This is a genomic window from Citrobacter sp. Cpo040 (assembly GCF_030332915.1).
In the GTDB taxonomy this organism is placed as follows: domain Bacteria; phylum Pseudomonadota; class Gammaproteobacteria; order Enterobacterales; family Enterobacteriaceae; genus Citrobacter; species Citrobacter portucalensis.
This window is the reverse complement of the sequence record NZ_JAOWGX010000033.1, coordinates 297,890-317,491: the sequence shown is the minus strand read 5'-3', so window position 1 is coordinate 317,491 and position 19,602 is coordinate 297,890. Positions and strand designations below refer to the sequence as shown.

General features: G+C 54.2%; 15 protein-coding genes and 1 pseudogene. 5 read left to right on the top strand and 11 right to left on the bottom strand.

Annotated features, from left to right (window positions below):
- Positions 1 to 16 precede the first annotated feature (16 nt).
- Positions 17 to 403: a DUF3461 family protein gene (locus OGX86_RS04480; RefSeq protein WP_005132126.1), complete on the top strand. Its 387-nt coding sequence runs from the start codon at positions 17 to 19 to the stop codon at positions 401 to 403.
- Positions 404 to 490: 87 nt separating this feature from the next.
- On the opposite strand, the gene cdaR is transcribed toward OGX86_RS04480, so the two are convergent.
- From cdaR to dgt, 3 genes are all read right to left on the bottom strand, one after another.
- The gene (cdaR, locus tag OGX86_RS04475) at positions 491 to 1,648 is read right to left on the bottom strand and encodes a DNA-binding transcriptional regulator CdaR (RefSeq protein ID WP_003018564.1); all 1,158 of its coding nucleotides are present in this window, start codon (positions 1,646 to 1,648) and stop codon (positions 491 to 493) included.
- A 148-nt stretch (positions 1,649 to 1,796) separates the two neighbouring features.
- Entirely contained in the window at positions 1,797 to 3,230 is a 1,434-nt protein-coding gene (gene degP / locus OGX86_RS04470; RefSeq protein ID WP_003829191.1) for a serine endoprotease DegP, read from the bottom strand.
- Between the two features lie 129 nt (positions 3,231 to 3,359).
- Positions 3,360 to 4,877, bottom strand: coding sequence for a dGTPase (gene dgt, locus OGX86_RS04465; RefSeq protein ID WP_128317459.1), 1,518 nt, complete (start codon positions 4,875 to 4,877; stop codon positions 3,360 to 3,362).
- A gap of 83 nt (positions 4,878 to 4,960) precedes the next feature.
- Between dgt and mtnN the strand changes: the two genes are divergently transcribed.
- Genes mtnN through OGX86_RS04450 form a run of 3 tightly spaced genes read left to right on the top strand, consistent with a single transcriptional unit; the run spans position 4,961 to position 7,113 of the window.
- Positions 4,961 to 5,659 carry a 5'-methylthioadenosine/S-adenosylhomocysteine nucleosidase gene (gene mtnN, locus OGX86_RS04460; RefSeq protein WP_048214894.1) on the top strand — a complete coding sequence of 233 codons (699 nt, stop codon included), beginning with the start codon at positions 4,961 to 4,963 and terminating at the stop codon, positions 5,657 to 5,659.
- Positions 5,652 to 6,452, top strand: coding sequence for a vitamin B12 ABC transporter substrate-binding protein BtuF (gene btuF, locus OGX86_RS04455; protein ID WP_003829197.1), 801 nt, complete (start codon positions 5,652 to 5,654; stop codon positions 6,450 to 6,452). The genes mtnN and btuF overlap by 8 nt, the downstream gene beginning before the upstream one ends.
- A 37-nt stretch (positions 6,453 to 6,489) precedes the next feature.
- A complete protein-coding gene (locus OGX86_RS04450; protein ID WP_003829199.1) occupies positions 6,490 to 7,113 on the top strand; it encodes a TRIC cation channel family protein in 624 nt (207 codons plus the stop codon).
- Positions 7,114 to 7,232: 119 nt separating this feature from the next.
- On the opposite strand, the gene erpA is transcribed toward OGX86_RS04450, so the two are convergent.
- Genes erpA through clcA form a run of 3 tightly spaced genes read right to left on the bottom strand, consistent with a single transcriptional unit; the run spans position 7,233 to position 9,080 of the window.
- Entirely contained in the window at positions 7,233 to 7,577 is a 345-nt protein-coding gene (gene erpA / locus OGX86_RS04445) for an iron-sulfur cluster insertion protein ErpA (protein ID WP_008786260.1), read from the bottom strand.
- A complete protein-coding gene (gene yadW, locus OGX86_RS04440; protein ID WP_122984004.1) occupies positions 7,570 to 7,635 on the bottom strand; it encodes a small protein YadW in 66 nt (21 codons plus the stop codon). Before yadW ends, erpA begins: the two co-directional genes overlap by 8 nt.
- A gap of 23 nt (positions 7,636 to 7,658) precedes the next feature.
- Positions 7,659 to 9,080 (bottom strand): H(+)/Cl(-) exchange transporter ClcA, encoded by a 1,422-nt coding sequence (gene clcA, locus OGX86_RS04435; RefSeq protein WP_048227066.1) that lies wholly within the window; start codon positions 9,078 to 9,080, stop codon positions 7,659 to 7,661.
- 168 nt (positions 9,081 to 9,248) lie between these two features.
- On the opposite strand from clcA, the gene hemL reads away from it, so the two are divergent.
- A complete protein-coding gene (gene hemL / locus OGX86_RS04430) occupies positions 9,249 to 10,529 on the top strand; it encodes a glutamate-1-semialdehyde 2,1-aminomutase (RefSeq protein WP_048227067.1) in 1,281 nt (426 codons plus the stop codon).
- Between the two features lie 113 nt (positions 10,530 to 10,642).
- On the opposite strand, the gene fhuB is transcribed toward hemL, so the two are convergent.
- From fhuB to mrcB, 5 genes and pseudogenes are all read right to left on the bottom strand, one after another.
- A complete protein-coding gene (gene fhuB / locus OGX86_RS04425; RefSeq protein WP_212025793.1) occupies positions 10,643 to 12,682 on the bottom strand; it encodes a Fe(3+)-hydroxamate ABC transporter permease FhuB in 2,040 nt (679 codons plus the stop codon).
- A 14-nt stretch (positions 12,683 to 12,696) separates the two neighbouring features.
- Positions 12,697 to 13,587 carry a Fe(3+)-hydroxamate ABC transporter substrate-binding protein FhuD gene (gene fhuD / locus OGX86_RS04420; RefSeq protein WP_136391530.1) on the bottom strand — a complete coding sequence of 297 codons (891 nt, stop codon included), beginning with the start codon at positions 13,585 to 13,587 and terminating at the stop codon, positions 12,697 to 12,699.
- On the bottom strand, positions 13,587 to 14,384 hold the full coding sequence (fhuC, locus tag OGX86_RS04415) for a Fe3+-hydroxamate ABC transporter ATP-binding protein FhuC (protein ID WP_003829206.1): 798 nt from the start codon (positions 14,382 to 14,384) through the stop codon (positions 13,587 to 13,589). The genes fhuD and fhuC overlap by 1 nt, the downstream gene beginning before the upstream one ends.
- Positions 14,385 to 14,431: 47 nt before the next feature.
- Positions 14,432 to 16,683, bottom strand: a pseudogene (fhuA, locus tag OGX86_RS04410) (ferrichrome porin FhuA).
- Positions 16,684 to 16,988: 305 nt separating this feature from the next.
- Positions 16,989 to 19,529 carry a bifunctional glycosyl transferase/transpeptidase gene (gene mrcB, locus OGX86_RS04405; protein WP_048214900.1) on the bottom strand — a complete coding sequence of 847 codons (2,541 nt, stop codon included), beginning with the start codon at positions 19,527 to 19,529 and terminating at the stop codon, positions 16,989 to 16,991.
- Positions 19,530 to 19,602 lie beyond the last annotated feature (73 nt).

The window sequence follows — 19,602 nt, the reverse complement described above, 5'->3', positions numbered from 1 at the left end:
GCTTAAGGGTACCGCTATGTATGACAATCTGAAAAGTCTGGGCATTACTAATCCTGAAGAGATCGATCGTTACAGCCTGCGGCAAGAAGCCAACAACGATATCCTGAAAATCTATTTCCAAAAGGATAAAGGCGAGTTTTTTGCCAAGAGCGTGAAGTTCAAATATCCCCGTCAGCGCAAAACGGTGGTTGCTGATGGCATCGGCCAGGGTTACAAAGAAGTGCAGGAGATCAGTCCCAACCTGCGCTATGTGATCGATGAACTGGATCAGATCTGCCAGCGCGATCGCAGCGAAGTCGATCTTAAACGCAAGATCCTTGATGATTTACGTCATCTCGAAAGCGTCGTGACCAACAAGATCAGCGAAATTGAAGCCGATCTGGAAAAACTAACGCGTAAATAACCGCACGTGAATGTATTCGTAGGCCGGGTAAGGCGAAGCCGCCACCCGGCATTTTGCCTGATAAGCGTAGCGCCATCAGGCAGTTAATCAATGCTGCTCATCTAACTGTAACGCCACATACAGTAGCAGTCTGTCGTCAAAATTCCCCAGATCCAGCCCGGTCAGTTCTGAAATACGATTCAGGCGATATTCCAGCGTATTACGATGAATAAACAGTGCCTTTGAGGTCGCCAGCGGCTGGACGTTATGACGAAACCATGCCGCCAATGTCCGACGCAGCAACCCATTGTTATCCATCGCTTTCAGCCTCACCAACGGACGCGCCAGCTCATTGGCCTGCCAGCCGCCGCGCAGGCTGTCCAGCAGTACTGGCAGCATCAAATCCTGATAGAAATAGCTACGGCTTTCCGGCATCCGCTGTTTACCGACCATCATGGTGGTGCGCGCCGTACGATACGAACGGGCAATGCTACCAGGCCCGGTAAAATAGTTGCCCAGCGACACGCGAAAACGCAGCTGTCCGTTCTCTTTCATGCGGGCAATAAGCTGCTCAACGCGCTTGCGATGATCTTCAGCGTCCCAGCGGCCAAACTGATTGAGCGCGGGTTTCAGTACCACCATCTCAGTCAGGGAAACAATCGCAATCAGATTATTACGCTCTGGCGTGGTCAACGCATTCTGTAATTGCTGTAGTTCAGCCATCGCGCTGTCAACACCAAGCTGACCGCTGTCGACCTCCACTACCGCCACCACGCGCGGCTGGTTCAGATCAATGCCCAGGCGCTGGGCCCATTCCATCAGCGCTGGCGTATTCTCTTCCGCCTGAATCAGGTTCATCACCAGCTCTTCACGCAGACGGCTATCCTGCGCTAACAGATGCATCAAGCGCGACTGTTCCAGCATCATTTCGGCGGTCATGCACACTAACTCGCCGTATTTGCGCAGATGCTCCGGTTCGCCGGTAAGACCGATAACGCCAACGATTTCGCCTTCCAGACGCAGCGGCAGGTTTATCCCCTGACGCACACCGTGTAAATGCCGGGCCACCGCATCGTCGATATCGACCACCCGACCTTGCGAAAGTACCAGCAGCGCCCCTTCGTGCAATTCACCAATACGTTCGCGATCGCCGCTGCCGATTATCCGCCCACGGGCATCCATTACGTTGATATTGGTATCAATGATGCGCATGGTGCGCGCCACGATATCCTGCGCCATTTTGGTATCAAGATGCCAGCCAGCCATAAACCCCTCCTGTGAGCAGAGCTCAAGCATAGGGAAGATAATAAGCGGCGACATTGTGCAAATGCACAAAGCGGAAGGGAGAAGTATGGAGTTGTGGGAAGTATCACAAAAAGAAACCCCTTCCTGTGCAGGAAGGGGTTGAGGGAGATTACTGCATCAACAGATAGATGGAGCTGTCACCACGCTGAATGTTCAGCGCCAGTACGGCTGGTTTGCTGTCGAGGATTTTGCGCAGTTCAGCGATGTTTTTCACCGGCTGCTGGTTCGCACCGATAATCACATCCCCTTTCTTCAGGCCAATCTGTGCAGCCGGAGAATTCGGTTTCACGTCGCTTACCACGACACCTTTGTCCTGTCCTTTATTGCTCATATCGGCACCTTCAATGCCTTTAAAGATAGAGCTGGAGTCAACCTGAGTCTGGCTGCTCTGCTGCAATTCCAGGTTCACTGTGACCGGCTTACCGTCACGCAGCAGACCCAGGGTGATTTTGCTGCCAACCGGCATCGTACCGACCTGCGCACGCAGGGCGGCGAAGCTGCTAATAGGTTTGCCGTTCAGGGAGGTAATCACATCCCCAGCTTTAATCCCCGCTTTCGCTGCAGAAGAGTTCGGCATCACCTGGCTGACGAATGCGCCACGCTGGGCGTCAACTTTCATCGCTTTCGCCAGCTCAGAGCTCAGTTCGGTACCCATAATGCCCAGTTCGCCGCGTTTAACCTGGCCGAACTCAACCATCTGTGAAGTCAGGTTTTTCACCATGTTGCTTGGGATCGCGAAACCGATACCGATGTTACCGCCGTCCGGCGCGAGGATCGCGGTGTTAATACCGATCAGCTCACCGTTCAGGTTGACCAGCGCACCACCGGAGTTACCCCGGTTGATCGCAGCATCCGTCTGGATAAAGTTCTCGTAGTTTTCCGCATTCAGGCCGCTACGGCCCAGTGCAGAAACGATACCGGAAGTCACCGTTTCACCGAGGCCAAACGGGTTACCAATTGCCACGGTGTAATCACCCACGCGCAGCGCATCGGAATCTGCCAGCTTAATCGCCGTCAGGTTTTTCGGATCCTGAATTTGGATCAGCGCGATATCGGAGCGCGGATCTTTACCCACGATCTTCGCGTCAAATTTACGACCATCGCTCAACTGAACTTTAATCACCGTGGCGTTATCTACCACGTGGTTATTGGTCACGACATACCCTTTCGCGGCATCAATAATTACGCCGGAACCGAGTGCCATAAATTTCTGCTGCTGGCCGCCGCCATTGTCAGCGCCCGGTGCGCCGCCCTGGCAGAACGGCGAACTCTGGAACGGAGAACCGTCCTGGCAGAACGGTGAATTATCACCGAAGAACTGCTGGAAATTACGCGGCATGCGCGGCGTATTTACCGTCGTGCTCCCCTCAACGTTAATACTTACCACCGATGGCATCACTTTTTCGAGCATCGGGGCCAGGCTTGGCATCTGTTGGGCGGTCATTGCTGAAGACGACGTCTCAGCCGCTGTAGCAGACAGGGGGGACAACGCCAAACCTAAACTCAGAGCCAGTGCACTCATTGCTAATGTGGTTTTTTTCATGTGTTTCGTTCTCGATTAACAGGTAACGCAAAATTGCTGTATACGTCAGAGTCGTTTTATAGCGCTAAGTTCCAGAATTAAGTTTAAGGAAAAAGTAAAATTTTATTGGCCGTCTTTACAAATGAGTATTTATTGTTCTACGGCCATCAAGCGACGATATTCATCCCAGGCATACAAATCCGTCATCCCGCTGATATAATCCTGGATCAACCGGCAGCGATAATAATATTCCAGAACCGAATACTCGGTGCACCCCGTCGATATTTTACTAACCGCCTCAACATACGCAAGACGATGGCGGGTAGACAACTTCTGAAATAAACGGGACTCGATAGGAAAACGTTTTACTCTTTCATTGTCGACCAGTTCAGAAAAATCTGACTGAGACATTTTTAATAACGGCTGATAGATCTCCAGCAACCCGCTGATCACCCGATAGCCCTGTAATTCCAGTTGTTCAACATCCGGATGGCTAAACACATGTTTTACTGCCACATTTTTATAAACGCCCAGTAGCTGGCTGAAGCTACTGGCATCTTCTAGCAGCGCATGATTAAAGCTGCCTTCATAAATCTGCGGCAAATTATCAATAAACCGCTGGGCCGCATACGGCACCAGTTTATTCAGCGTATTGACGCGTAAATACATAAAGAACTGATCTTCGGTACTCCGGCTTAATGTATTTGAACGTGATTTTTCCCAGGCGTTCTCAACAACCTGGATAAACAGGGAACCTTTTTCATGTTGCCCCCACGCCTCATGCAGATGGTGATAAAGCTGCTCGACGCTAAAGATTCTTTTCTCAACGGCATCTTCCAGATCCGCTACGCAATAAGAGATATCATCGGCAGCTTCCATAATCCAGGTTAATGGAAAGCGACTGTAAGGCGCTAATGATAATTCTTTACGCAACCGCTCAATATACGGTTCTTCAGAAAGGTAATAACCTGGCTTCTTCATTAAATAATTGTGTGTTTCGGGTGCACTGCCGCGCCACCACGCTGGACGGGTATATTTTAAAATACCGCCAACCTGCGCCCAGGTAAGGTTCATACGCATCAACGTATGCACAAGGCGAATACCCTGCGCATTGCCTTCAAAATGGCACAGGTCCTGGCGTACCTTACGGCGAATATCATTCAGCGACTCCTCGCCTTCACGCAACCGTAATGCCGCCACCTGGCAGCGGTCATCACTTAGGGGCTGACTTTCTGCGTCTGCGGGATACAGCCGCTGGCGGAACCAGTCATTAATCGCCGCTTCCCCAAAATGGCCAAACGGCGGATTGCCAATGTCATGCATCAGGCAGGACATTTCGACAATACTTTCAAACGGTCCCGTCAGTTCATCCAGGCCATACTGCTCCAGCAACTTTTGCTCTTTTAGTCGGCTGAGGATCTCTTTCGCGATATAGCGGCCAACCTGCTGAACTTCCATTGAGTGCGTTAAACGCGTGCGCACCGCCGCATTACGTTCCAGCGGAAAGACCTGGGTCTTTTGTTGCAGTCGGCGAATTGCCGGTGAATTGATAATACGTCCGCGATCGCTTTCGAAAATACGCAGGATCTCATGCTCAGTCTTCACGCCCTGCGGCGAACGGTAACGACGATGCCAGTTTATTTTTTTTCGGAAATCGATCTGTGCCATGTCCTCTCCCGCCTGAGAAATGCGCTACCCCTTAAGCGCATGATAGACTATGCCCTCAAATCTGGCTTATCGCGAGTAAATCTATGAAAATCGGCATCATTGGTGCAATGGAAGAAGAAGTTACGCTGCTGCGTGACAAAATCGAAAACCGTCAGACCATCGCGCTCGGCGGTTGTGAAATTTACACCGGCCAACTGAACGGTACAGAGGTTGCGCTGCTGAAATCGGGTATCGGTAAAGTGGCTGCGGCACTGGGCGCTACGCTGCTGCTTGAACGCTGCAAGCCGGACGCCATCATTAATACCGGTTCTGCGGGTGGCCTGGCCTCTACGCTGAAAGTCGGGGATATCGTAGTTTCTGACGAAGCGCGCTATCACGACGCCGACGTCACTGCCTTTGGTTATGAATTTGGTCAGCTACCGGGCTGCCCGGCTGGTTTTAAAGCCGATCCTACGTTGATTGCTGCCGCAGAGTCTTGCATCGCCGAACTCAATCTGAACGCCGTTCGCGGACTTATCGTCAGCGGCGACGCCTTCATTAATGGTTCCGTGGGGCTGGCTAAAATTAAGCATAACTTCCCGCAGGCGATTGCCGTTGAGATGGAAGCGACCGCAATTGCGCACGTTTGCCACAACTTTAACGTGCCATTTGTCGTGGTTCGCGCTATCTCTGACGTTGCCGATCAGCAGTCCCATCTCAGCTTTGACGAATTCCTGGTGGTTGCCGCGAAGCAGTCAAGCCTGATGGTCGAAACGCTGGTACAGAAACTGGCGCATGGCTAAATTACTCTCCAGGGCGCTGGTCGCCCTGCTTTTCACTCTCCCGGCGTTCCTTTACGCCGCACCGCGTGTTGTGACGCTTTCTCCTGCCAATACTGAACTCGCTTTTGCCGCTGGCATTACCCCTGTTGGCGTCAGCAGCTATTCAAACTACCCGCCAGAAGCCAAAAATATTGAGGAAGTCTCAACCTGGCAAGGGATGAATCTTGAACGTATTGTGGCGCTGAAACCTGATTTGGTTGTCGCCTGGCGCGGGGGAAATGCTGAGCGGCAGGTGAATCAACTAACCTCTCTGGGTATTAAGGTCATCTGGGTGGACGCCGTTACCATTGAGCAGGTTGCCGATGCGCTACGCCAATTAGCGGCATGGAGCCCCAAGCCTGAACAAGCTAAACAGGCGGCGCAAACCATGCTTGATGACTATGCTTTACTTAAATCTCAGTATGCCAACAAACCGAAAAAACGCGTGTTTCTCCAGTTTGGTGCCAATCCTCTGTTTACCAGTGGAAAAGGTTCTATTCAGCACGAAGTTCTTGAGGTATGCGGCGGAGAAAACATCTTTGCCGGTAGTCGGGTTCCCTGGCCGCAGGTTAGCCGTGAGCAGGTCCTGGCACGAGCCCCCCAGGCTATTGTTGCCACAGGCGGTCCGGGCGAAACTCTGAAAATTGAGCAATACTGGGGAAACCAGCTTAAAATACCCATTATTACACTTAATAGTGACTGGTTCGAACGCGCGAGCCCGCGTATTATCCTCGCCGCAAAACAACTCTGTAATGCGCTTTCACAGATAAATTAGCGCCTGCCCCCACCAGGTCTGTTGTGAGGATTTAAAAATGCTCGTCTATTGGCTTGATATTGTCGGCACCGCAGTATTTGCAATCTCTGGCGTATTACTGGCCGGAAAATTACGTATGGATCCGTTTGGCGTCCTGGTACTCGGCGTGGTTACCGCCGTTGGTGGTGGCACGATCCGCGATATGGCGCTGGATAATGGACCGGTTTTTTGGGTTAAGGATCCGACCGATCTGGTGGTGGCGATGATCACCAGCATGCTGACGATCCTGTTGGTACGTCAACCAAGACGCATACCGAAATGGATCCTTCCGGTGCTGGATGCCGTTGGTCTGGCGGTGTTCGTGGGTATTGGGGTCAACAAGGCATTTCTCGCAGGAACAGGGCCGCTGGTGGCGATTTGTATGGGGGTGATTACCGGCGTAGGTGGTGGGATCATTCGCGATGTGTTAGCTCGTGAAGTCCCGATGATTTTGCGCACCGAGATCTACGCCACAGCCTGTATTATCGGCGGGATCGTGCATGCGACAGCGTTTTATACCTTTGATGTTTCACTGGAAAACGCCAGTATGATGGGGATGATTGTCACGCTGCTGATTCGGCTTGCCGCCATTCGCTGGCATCTGAAATTGCCGACGTTTGCGCTGGATGATAACGGGCGTTGATATGACGATACAGAACATGTAGGCCGGATAAGGCGTTTACGCCGCCATCCGGCACATTGCCCGGTGGCGCTACGCTTACCGGGCCTACAACATCAGACCATCAGTATTACAGACAGCAATCAGATGCTGAAAGAAGAACCACACCCGCAGGTGCTTTTCGCATTCGGGTTAGTCACAACGAAGCGGGAACCTTCCAGACCTTCGGTATAGTCAACCGCGCCGCCCACCAGATATTGCAGACTCATCGGATCAACGACCAGACCAACACCTTGTTTCTCGATGGTCATATCACCTTCATTGACCTGATCATCAAAGGTGAAACCGTACTGGAAACCGCTGCAACCACCGCCAGTGATATACACGCGTAATTTCAGATTCGGGTTATCTTCGTCAGCGATCAGGCTTTTAACTTTATTGGCTGCTGCTTCAGTAAATTGCAGTGGCAGCGCTACGTCATCACTCATATTTTGCTCCAAACGACATCGGCAATTGGGTAAATTTCAACCCAATACTTTGGGCCATTATCTAATACCCTGGTATTTCGTTCAAGTATTCTCGCCAGCGGCAGTCCCCTGGCTTTTCGCCGCCTGCTCCGCTTCCTGTTTTGCCAGCGTACGGGCAAGGATAGTCGAGTATAGCGGCTTTCCGCCCATAAATTGGGCTAATAGTGTTGCGCCAAGACAGGTAATAATCATTGGCAAAATGAGCTGATAGTTATCGGTCATCTCCAGCACCAGTACAATACCCGTGAGCGGCGCACGTACCGAAGCCGCCAACAAAGCCCCCATTCCGGCAATGGCAAAGGTTCCGGCCTCCAGGTGATACTGCGGAAAAGAGGCCGCTGCGGCCATACCGAACGCGGTGCCAAGCAACGTGCCCAACGCCAGCATCGGGGCAAAGATCCCACCGGGCGCACCGGATGAGAAGCACAGCAGCGTGGTGATCACCCGGGTGATAAATATAAACAGCAACAGACCGACGCTAAAATTGCCTGCTGCGGCAATCGGGATCAGGTTAAAACCACCGCCTGCCGCTTCCGGTTGAATTAATCCGAGGATCCCGCACAGACCACCGATCGCGCCGCCCATCAGCACCCATTTTTTAATTTCACCGCCGTGAAAGCGCTGGAACATATCCTGGGTACGCAACACCATAGTGTTGAACAACGGTCCGACACAGCCAAAAATAAGTCCGAGCACCAGATACAGCCACAGCGTATTCACCGGCGCATTAGAGAGTTTCCCGACTTCAATTATCGGGGCTTCACCGTTGAAAATACGAAACACGATGCTCGACATAATAACGCCGGTAAACACGGCTTTGATCGACACGAGGTTATAGCGAAACTGTGGACGCATCTCTTCAATAATGAACAGGATCCCCGCCAGCGGAGCGTTAAACGCCGCCGACAAGCCCGCTGCGGCACCGGTAGCCAGCAGGGTATGCCGCGCTTCGGCGCTGCGCATACGGAAAATATCCAGCACCATGCGTCCAATGTTGCCGCCAATCTGCACGGTCGGCCCTTCTCGCCCGAGCACCATGCCGGCTCCCAGCGTACCCATGCCGCCGATAAATTTCACCGGCAGGACACGCCACCAGCGCACAGGTCGCAGCTCTTCCAGCGCACCTTCAATCTCTGGGATCCCCGAACCACCGGCTTCCGGCGCAAATTTACGCACCAGGAAATAGCCGACCATCGCCAGCAACGCCGAGAGAATAAACGCCAGCGGCCACAGCAGAATGTCATGGTCCGCAACCTGAGCCAGCGCGCCAATGCGCTGATTCTGCACCCAGGTCACCGCTTTCTCAAATGCCACGCCAACAAGCCCTGTCACAGTACCCACTACTGCAGCCATCAACAGGATCGCCAACGGCGTTTTGTCTCGTTCCAGGAGACGACGAATTTGATCCCTGCGGCGTAAACGCACAATTTGCTGTGCTTCAAAAGAGGGAGTGTCTGTCTTCATCAGATGATCATTAATTGGTAATACAAATACGGAATCGGCATTCTACTCGCACATTTCGCGAAAATCCCCTGCAAATCGCATTGTTTCAAATGCGTAAAACTTTCATAACCTTCTCTGAATAACTAGAATAGCGGGCATTTACTTTTTCTACGAACCAGGACCCCATCCATGAGTAAGTCTGAAAATCTCTACAGCGCAGCACGCGAACTTATCCCAGGCGGCGTTAACTCCCCCGTTCGCGCCTTTACTGGCGTGGGTGGTACTCCGCTGTTTATCGAAAAAGCGGACGGCGCGTATCTGTACGATGTCGATGGTAAAGCCTATGTCGATTACGTCGGTTCCTGGGGACCGATGGTACTGGGTCACAACCACCCGGCAATCCGTAATGCGGTGATTGAAGCTGCGGAACGCGGTTTAAGCTTCGGTGCACCGACCGAGATGGAAGTGAAAATGGCGGAGCTGGTCACCGAATTAGTGCCGACCATGGACATGGTGCGCATGGTGAACTCCGGTACGGAAGCGACAATGAGCGCAATCCGTCTGGCGCGCGGTTTCACCGGTCGTGATAAAATCATCAAATTTGAAGGCTGCTACCACGGCCATGCTGACTGCCTGCTGGTCAAAGCCGGTTCCGGCGCGTTAACGCTGGGCCAGCCGAACTCCCCTGGCGTTCCAGCTGATTTCGCGAAACACACCCTGACCTGCACCTATAACGATCTCTCTTCAGTGCGTGCAGCGTTTGAACAGTACCCGCAGGAGATCGCCTGTATCATCGTTGAGCCGGTCGCCGGCAACATGAACTGCATCCCGCCGCTGCCAGAATTCCTGCCAGGCCTGCGTGCATTGTGCGATGAGTTTGGCGCGCTGTTGATTATCGATGAAGTGATGACCGGTTTCCGCGTGGCACTGGCCGGTGCGCAGGATTATTACGGCGTTGTTCCGGACCTGACCTGCCTGGGTAAAATCATCGGTGGCGGGATGCCCGTTGGCGCATTCGGTGGCCGTCGTGATGTGATGGACGCGCTGGCGCCGACCGGTCCGGTTTACCAGGCGGGTACGCTGTCCGGTAACCCGATCGCAATGGCGGCGGGCTTTGCTTGTCTGACCGAAGTGGCCCAACCGGGTATTCATGAAACGCTGAACGAACTGACAACGCGTCTGGCGGAAGGTCTGTTGGAAGCTGCCGAAGAAGCGAATATTCCGCTGGTGGTTAACCATGTGGGCGGGATGTTCGGGATTTTCTTCACCGATGCAGAAACCGTAACCTGCTATCAGGATGTGATGGCATGCGACGTCGAACGCTTCAAGCGCTTCTTCCACATGATGCTGGATGAAGGAATTTATCTGGCGCCGTCTGCTTTCGAAGCGGGCTTTATGTCCGTGGCGCACAGTGAAGACGATATCAATAACACCATCGACGCCGCGCGCCGGGTGTTTGCGAAGTTGTAAAAAAGAGAACGTGCAGAAATGTAGGCCGGGTAAGGCGAAGCCGCCACCCGGCTTTTTTATTGCCGGATGTCGACGCAAAGCGTCTTATCCGGCCTACATGAAAGGGGTCAGCCTCAGCGGCTCTGCTTTCTCAGCAGATAGATAAAGTACGGCGCACCAATAAACGTCGACAATAATCCCGCCGGGATCTGATACGGAAACAGCACCATCCTGCCGCACCAGTCAGCAAAGACCAGCAACACGCCACCCGCCAGCGCCGAAATCAGCATATGCGGCATCGCCCGACGAAAACCCATCATACGGGCAATATGCGGAGCCATCAGCCCGACAAAGCTCAACGGTCCAATAGTCATGGTGGCTGTCGCCGTCAGTCCTGCCGCCAGCAGCAGTAACCCCACGCGTGATGGCGTGATAGCCATACCTACAGCCCGCGCCGTATCGCCGCCGAGCGGTAAAATTGTTAGCCAACGGCGGCACAGAGGCGTCATCGCCAGCAGAATCACCATCACAATCCCGGTACGCAGTACTTGCTCTCCGCTCGCGTTATAGGTTGAACCGGAAATCCAGGTCAACACGCCCGCCATGCGCGGATCGCCGCTGGCCTGCAGCATCATCAGCAGCATAGTAAAGGCCGTACTGAGCGCCATACCGGCCAACAGCATACGGTGCGGTGAAAAACCACCGCGCCCGGCGGCAATCATAATGATAAGCAGAGTGCCCGCGGCCCCGAGGCTTCCGGCGGGCAGCAGCCAACCAAAAGCATTTCCGGGGACCAAAAACAGCATGAGCACCACGCCAAATGCCGCACCGGAGCTAATGCCCAGCACTTCCGGGCTGGCCATCGGGTTGCCCGTCAGACGTTGAATAATACAGCCCGCTACCGCCAGCATCACCCCGGCAATCAGGGCCGCCAGAATGCGAGGCCAGCGCCAGGGCATCAGCTCATCCAGCATCGCGCCGCTGGCCCATGTCCAGCCATGTGCGTCGCGGCCAAACGACAGCGCCACCACGAGGGTTAGCAGCAAGATTACGCCACCTGCCAGCGCAAACATCAGCACATTCTGACGCTCAGCGGCGATGCGATTACTGGCGTTCATATCCGGGGCGCTCATACTCCTCAAGCGCGGCAACAACCACAGTAGCAACGGTGCGCCAATCAACGCGGTCACTGAACCGGTGGAGACTTCCATCCATACGCGGGTCAGCCACAGAATGATTTGGTCGGAGAGCCAGAGGATCAACGCACCAATCAGCGGGGCAAGCACCAGACGTGCCAGCAAACGACGCGCACCGAGCATTTTCGCCAGCAGCGGTGCAAACAGGCCAATAAAGCCGATAATCCCAACCGCGTTAACCAGTAAGGCGCTGATGACAATGGCCAGCGATAACGCCGCCAGACGTGCCAGCGACAGCGCCAGACCGAGGTTACGCGCCACGCCGTCATCCAGTCCCATCAGTGTCATTGGGCGTAACAACAACAGAGTCAGCATCACACCGCCCAACAGCTGCGGCCACAGACGCTGTACGCCGCTCCAGTCGGTTTGCGTTAACGTGCCGCTGCTCCATAAAAACATGCTTTGCAGCTGATCGTGATGGAAGATAACCATCAACTGGTTAATCGCCCCGCAGTACAGGCTGACCACCAACCCGGCAAGGATTAACGTCACCGGAGAAAGGCGCTTGCCCCAGGCAACGCCAAACACCAGCGCCCCAACGACACATGCTCCCGCCAGCGCCGCAAATTGCGTGGTCAGCGCACCAGGAATAGCCCACAGCGTGGTGACCGTAATGCCCAACTGCGCACCGGTCGCAACGCCCAGCGTGGTTGGCTCCGCCAGCGGGTTACGCAACACCTGCTGAAACAACACGCCGACCAGACCCAGCCCGGCGCCGACCAGTAGCGATATAGCCAGCCTCGGCAGCAGGCTATAGTGAAAAACCATCTGCTCAATGATGTCGATATCCGGTGACCAGATAGCCTGTTGCCACTGACTGCGCGGTAGCGCAACGGAGAAGTTAACCCATGTCAGCCAGCAGGCAGCAACAAACAGCACCAACAACAGCAACGCCGGATGGCGGCTTCGCCTTATCCGGCCGACAAAGCGCCCAAACCGTAGGTCCGATAAGGCGCTTTTCGCGCCGCCATCCGGCATTTCAAGTTTCCTGCTCACGCTTTGCCTCCCAACGCATTATCCAGAATACGGGCAAAATGCATGGCCGATAACGTTGCGCCATAGAACCAAACGGCAGGCACACGTTGAAAACGTCCGCCACGGACAAACGGCATCGCCTGCCATAATGGCGTAGACATCAGCGCAGCCATCTCTTTATCGTTGCCGTGATCAAAGCACAGCACATCGACATCCTTATAAGCAGCCAGACGGTCAATACTCACGGCAGTACTGCCCCAGAAGTTTGTTTCTCCCTGCCAGGCGTTAGGGATCCCATATTCGTCCAGTACGTCCTGGAACAGGCTGTTTGAGCCAAACACCAGCATATGTCGCGAATCAAGCAAGGATGTCAGGAGCACGGGACGCGCGCCGCGTTGCATAAAGCGCGGTTTCAGGCTGGCGATAAAACGATCGTACTCAGTCAAATGGCGTTCAGCAGAGGCTTGCAGATTGAACAATTGCGCCATTTCCTGCAGCGACTGTCGCGCAACGGCCAGCGGCTTTTTGCCATCGCTGAAATTAAATCCCCGGCCTGGTGCAATCCGCGCCAGCTTTTCAGGGGAAGGACCATAGCCTGCCGACCAGAGCAGAAATGAGGGCTTCATTTCGGTCAGCAGTTCGAGATTGGGTTCCGTACGTAGCCCGACGTCAATTACCGAGTCCGGCAGAGGAGGCTCACTGACCCACAGCTTGTAGTTAGGGATATCTGCGATGCCGTACGGCGTAATACCCAGCGCCAGCAGCAGCTCTACCGGCAGCCATTCCAGCGCTACAATGCGCTGGGGATCAACCGCCCCGGCGTGCGCCGTATTCATCCGCCACAACAGAGGCGACAGCGCCATCGCCGTAAGCAGCCGCCGACGGGTAATATGAGGTAATCCGATCATTAATAGACAAAACTCACGGGTGCGGCACCGGCCGGATGCGGCAAAATGCCCATCGGGATACCGTAAATTTGTTCCAGAGTTTCACTGCGCATCAGTTCAGCAGGCGTTCCTTGAGAAATCATCTCACCGCCGCGCAGCGCAACGAGGTAATCGCAGTAACGGGCCGCCATATTGATATCATGCAGCACCGCTACCACCGTCAGCCCACGCTGCTGGCTTAAGCGGTGCACCAGCGCCAGCACGTCAACCTGATGGGCGATATCCAGCGCGGAAGTTGGTTCATCAAGCAGCAGACAACGGCTGTCCTGTGCCACCAGCATGGCAATCCACGCGCGTTGGCGTTCCCCACCGGACAGGCTATCGACCAGACGGTGCGCCAGCGGCTTTAAACCTACCAGCGAAATGGCTTCTTCTACTTTCTCTCTGTCGGCAACGCCAAAACGCCCCAGCGCCCCGTGCCACGGATAACGACCAATCGCCACCAGTTCGCGTACGGTCATCCCTTCTGCCTGCGGCAGCTGTTGCGGCAGATAGGCGACCTTGCGGGCAAACGCTTTACTACTCCAGCTCTCCAGCGGCTGTTCGTCGAGCAGGATTTCACCTTCTGACGGCGGCTGATGACGTCCCAGCATTTTCAATAATGTCGATTTACCGGAACCGTTGTGGCCGATAAGACCCGTCACTTTCCCTACAGGAAAAGTTAATGAGAGAGGATGCAAAAGCGTGCGGCCAGGCACACGAAAGGAGACATTACGCAACGCAAAAGTGGTGTCGGGATGGGATCTGTTTTCCTGCATAGCAGCCAACTTGTAAAACGGGCACGCAAAGCGTGCCCAAAGAGAAATTAGAAACGGAAGGTTGCAGTTGCAACGACCTGACGTTCTGCGCCCCAGAAGCAGCCATAAGTATTGAAGCAGCTGGCGACGTATTCACGGTCAAACAGGTTGTTCACATGCAGCGCCACGTTGGAGCCAGCCATACCAACACGCGCCAGATCGTAACGTACTAACGCATCTACCAGCGTGTAGCTTCCCACTTTGAAGGAGTTTGCCGGATCGCCATAGCTGGAACTAGTATAACGAACCCCCGTACCCAACGTCAGCCCGGAAAGCGCGCCATCATAGAGGGTGTAATCCCCCCACAGTGATGCCATATGTTTTGGCACCTGAGCAGGCGTATTGCCTTTGTAGTTGGTGTCGGTGGTGTATTCCGCATCGGTGTAGGTATAAGAACCGACCACGTTAACGCTGGCAGACAGTGCCGCTTTCGCTTCGATTTCAACACCGCGTGAACGAATTTCACCGCCTTCAACTGACCAGATCGATCCATTCGGATCGGCCATCAGGTTGTTGGTTTTAGTCAACTGGTAAACGGCACCGGTTAATACAATCGGACGGTCGCTCGGCACGTACTTCACGCCCGCTTCGTACTGCTTACCTTTAGATGGCGCAAAGATATTGCCGCTTTCCCCAACCTGAGAATTTGGTTCAAACGATTCGCTGTAGCTGAAATACGGGGTCACACCGTTGTCGAACAGGTAGTTAACACCGCCACGCCAGGTGAACTGTCGGTCATCACGGGAGTCCAGCACACCAGAAACGCGGTTCAGAGAGTCCTGTTTAGCCCAGTCGTAACGGCCGCCCAGAGTGACCAGCACCTTATCCCACTGCATCTGATCCTGAGCGTACAGGCCCGTTTGTTCCTGTTTATTCAGAACGCGATAAGCTGCGCCAGGTCCAGGGTGCGAGCCAAAGTCAAAATCGCTACGGTCAAGATTATAGATATCAGACGGCGCTACCGAACCAGCCCAACCGAACCAGGAGTTGATATCGTTACGCATACGCATATAGTCAACGCCGGTCAGCAATGTGTGATCCAGGGAACCGGTGGCGAATGTGCTCTGCAACTGGGTATCAACAGAGAAATTCTGCAATTTTTCATTGTCGTCAACGTACTGACGAGTCAGCGTGTGATCCCAATCTGACTGAGGGATACTGGCGCAAGGACTGTTAGCCGGATCTTTGGTATACAGCGGATCGGAGCACATGCCGTAGCCGTACACGCTTTTCTGCGACACTTTGTTTTGCGCATAACGCAGGTTCTGACGTACGGTAAAGGTGTCGTTAAATTCGTGGTCGAAGCTGTAGCCCACCATCTTCTCGTTACGAGAGTAGGTATTGTTGTCCGCACCTTCGTTGAAATCGGTCGGCAGACGTGAACCATTTGGCAGCTTAGACACGGTCCCCTCTTTCGGCAACCAGCCGTAATAACCGGTTTCCGGCTCGTTCTGGAAGTAGGAGAGGAAGGTGAAATTCGTCTTATCATCCGGACGCCATGTGAAAGATGGCGCGATAGCATAACGCTGTTCTTCTGCGCCCTGCTGCTGCGCATTCGCGGAACGCGCCAGGCCGGTCAGGCGGTAATTGAGTACACACCATCGTCATCCAGCGCATCGCTGAAGTCAAAACCGGTCTGGAACAGGCTGTCAGTACCCATTTTGAACTGAACTTCTTTCAGCGGCTCCGTTGTCGGGCGCTTGCTGACCATATTCAACAACCCACCCGGGTTGCTCTTTCCGTACAGAACGGAAACCGGACCGCGCATCACTTCGGCGCGCTCCAGCATATAAGGGTCGATGACCGCATCATTGTAGAAGTTGCCCTGCATCTTCAGGCCATTCAGATAGTTATTCTGACTTTGGCCGTCGGCGGCAAATCCGCGAATAATCAGGTAGTCATAGGTATTGGACGCGCCACGTGTACCCACGGCAACGCCCGGGGTGTAGCTGAGCGCCTCTTTGACCGATTTTGGTTGATGCAACGCCATCTCTTCGGCGGTGACCACTGAAATAGACTGAGGAACTTTTTGAATCGGAGTGTCGGTTTTGGTCGCCGTAGCAGACTGTCGTGCAGCGATGGTTGCCGCAGGCCCCCATGCGCTTTCCTGCGGAGCAGGTGCAGCAGTTACGGTGATGGTTTCTTCTTTCGGGTCAACCGCCGCCTGTGCATAGACAGACATGCCGCTAACCGCTGTGGCTACCACTACTGCGATTTTACGCAGTGATGAACTTGGCTGAGCAGTTTTAAGACGCGCCATTGGTATTTCTCTGATGAAAGTGAATGATAACGTAAACGAGAATTATTATTATAACGGCAGCATAATATTCGAAACTCTGGCGAGATAGCAAGCAATACGCGTCCCTACTAAAACTGAGGGGTTAAGAAATAACCAGATGAAAAGAAAGGGTTAATAAATTAGGCTGAAATGTTTTAACGGATAACGTACCGGATGGCTACCTTAATTCCGTAGGCTTGATAAGCGCAGCGCCGTCAGGCAAGGCAAACTAAAACCATATAGCGCAAAAAATGAAAAACCCGCCGAAGCGGGTTTTGAGGCAGGCATTAGTTACCGCCAAACATCTCTTTAATCCAACCGGCTACGCCATCGCCGTCCTTCTTCTCCTGCTGCGGCGGTTGCTGCTGTTGAGGCTGCTGTTGCTGCGGCTGCTGAGAAGATTGATCGAACGGATTACCCGACTGCTGCAACATCTCACCTTGTTGACACAGTGAATCCGGATCGGTGGTCCATACCGGAAGCGTGCGCATACCCCCGCTACAAACGAAGTTACCGTCGTAGTCTACGCCCATATCCACCACATCCTCCGGTGGCGTCAGCACCAGCGGTGTTGGCGTCTGGTTGGCCAGATAACGCTGATAAATCGACATCGCGCCGCTGGCACCGTACAGCTTGGTTGGCTGGTTGTTATCGCGGCCCACCCAGGTGATGGTCACCTGGCTGCCGTCGATCCCGGCAAACCAGGTATCCACGTTGTTGTTGGTGGTCCCGGTTTTCCCTGCCAGATGCAGACCCGGATACTTCGCGCCAAGCTGGCGACCCGTACCACGCTGAACCACCTGCTGCATAGTCCACAGCGTCATATACGCCGCCTGCGCCGGAACAGCACGCTCGGCCTGTGGGAAGCTCTGGTACAGCACGGTACCATCTTCGGCAATCACCGAACGCAGCGCCGACAGCGGCGCGCGGTTCCCACCGCTGGCGATAGTCTGGAACGCCTGCGCCACTTCGATTGGCGTCAGGTTTAACGCACCCAGCAGCATGGCCGGAACCGGGTTAAGCTGATCTTTCGGCGCACCCAGCTTCAACCAGGTATCGGTTACAGCAGGCAGGCCCAGCGCCATCCCCAGATTTACCGTTGGCACGTTCATTGAACGCGTTAACGCATCCACCAGCATTACTTTGCCGCTTTCGCTATAGCGACGGTCATCGTTCTGCGGTGACCACACCTGGCCGTTCGGCTGACGCAGCGCAATCGGCGCATCGGCAATCCAGGTATTCAGGCGGTACAACTTCGGCTGGCTGAGCGCGGTCAGATAGGTTGCAGGCTTGGCCAGAGAACCAATCGAACGACGCGCCTGCATCGCACGGTTATAGCCCGCAAACTGCGGTTCTGCTCCGCCGACCATGGCGCGAACTTCACCACTAAAGCGGTCAACGACCACAATCGCGGTTTCCAGATCGCTCAGCTTACGCTGTTTCTTCAATACCGGAATGCCTTCCACCGCCGCTTTTTCTGCGGCGTCCTGCGCCACGGAATCAAAGGTGGTGAAAATCTTCACGCCGGAGAGATCTTTAACTTTATCGCCCAGCTTCGCCTGGAGCTCCTGACGCACCATCTGCATAAAGGCAGGCTGCGGGGAGATCACCCCACCACGCGGCTGTACGCCTAGCGGACGCGCGCTCAGCATGTCATACAGATCCTGGTCGATAATCTGCTGCTGCTGCAGAAGACGCAGAACCAGGTTACGACGCTCAAGCGCCAGCTTCGGGTTACGCCACGGGTTATAGATCGACGCCCCTTTAACCATCCCCACCAGCAGCGCCTGCTGGTCGAGGCTCAGCTCTTCTACCGGACGACCGAAATAATAGAGGCTCGCCAGCGGGAAGCCGCGAATCTCGTTATCACCGCTTTGGCCGAGATAGACTTCGTTCATGTACAGCTCAAGAATGCGGTCTTTGCTGTAACGCGCATCCATGATCAGCGCCATATAGGCTTCGTTGGCCTTACGCCAGTAGGAACGTTCGCTGGACAGGAACAGGTTTTTCACCAGCTGCTGAGTCAGCGTACTGGCCCCCTGTACCGTACGACCCGCCGTCAGGTTCGCCAGCACCGCACGACCAATGGAATAGAGGCTGATACCGTCATGTTCATAGAAGTGACGGTCTTCGGTCGCCAGCAGCGTATCCACCAGCAGATCCGGGAAGCCGCTACGCGGAACAAACAGGCGCTGCTCACCGTTAGGTGAAGAGAGCATGGTGATCAGACGCGGATCAAGACGGAAAAAACCGAACTGGCGGTTGTTATCCATATTCTCGATGGTGTCCAGATGATCGCCGTCAAAGGTCAGACGCGCACGCACCTGCCCTTCTTTGCTGTCCGGGAAGTCAAACGGACGACGAATCATCTCGATGCTCTTCGCCTGCACGGTAAATTCGCCCGGACGCGTCATCTTCGTCACCTGACGGTACTGCGTGGCCTCCAGCAGCTTCACCATCTCGTTCTTGCCGATAGGCATTTCTGGCTCAAGGTTAACCATACGGCCATAAACTGCCGCAGGAAGCTGCCAGACTTTGCCATCAATACGGCTACGAATTTTTTGGTCCAGATAAACGCCGTAAATGGCGATCAGCACCAAAAAGACAATCGACAGTTTTACCAGCAGCCAGAACCAGCCGCGCTTACCACGAGGCTTACGCCCTTTGCCTTTACCCTTACGCGGCATCGGTTCTTCATCCTCATAGTCATCATCATCATAATCGTCGTCATACTCTTCATCTCTGAGTTGACGACGGCTCACCTTTTGTTTCACCGGACGCGAGGGTTTCCCTTTACGTCCAATTGGCTCGCGGTCATTCCCCGCCATGCTTTTTCTCCGCAACATTCAGGCGCAAGGGCCCGATTCTCTGTTCTTCCGTCCTGCGACAGAAGAAGAAATC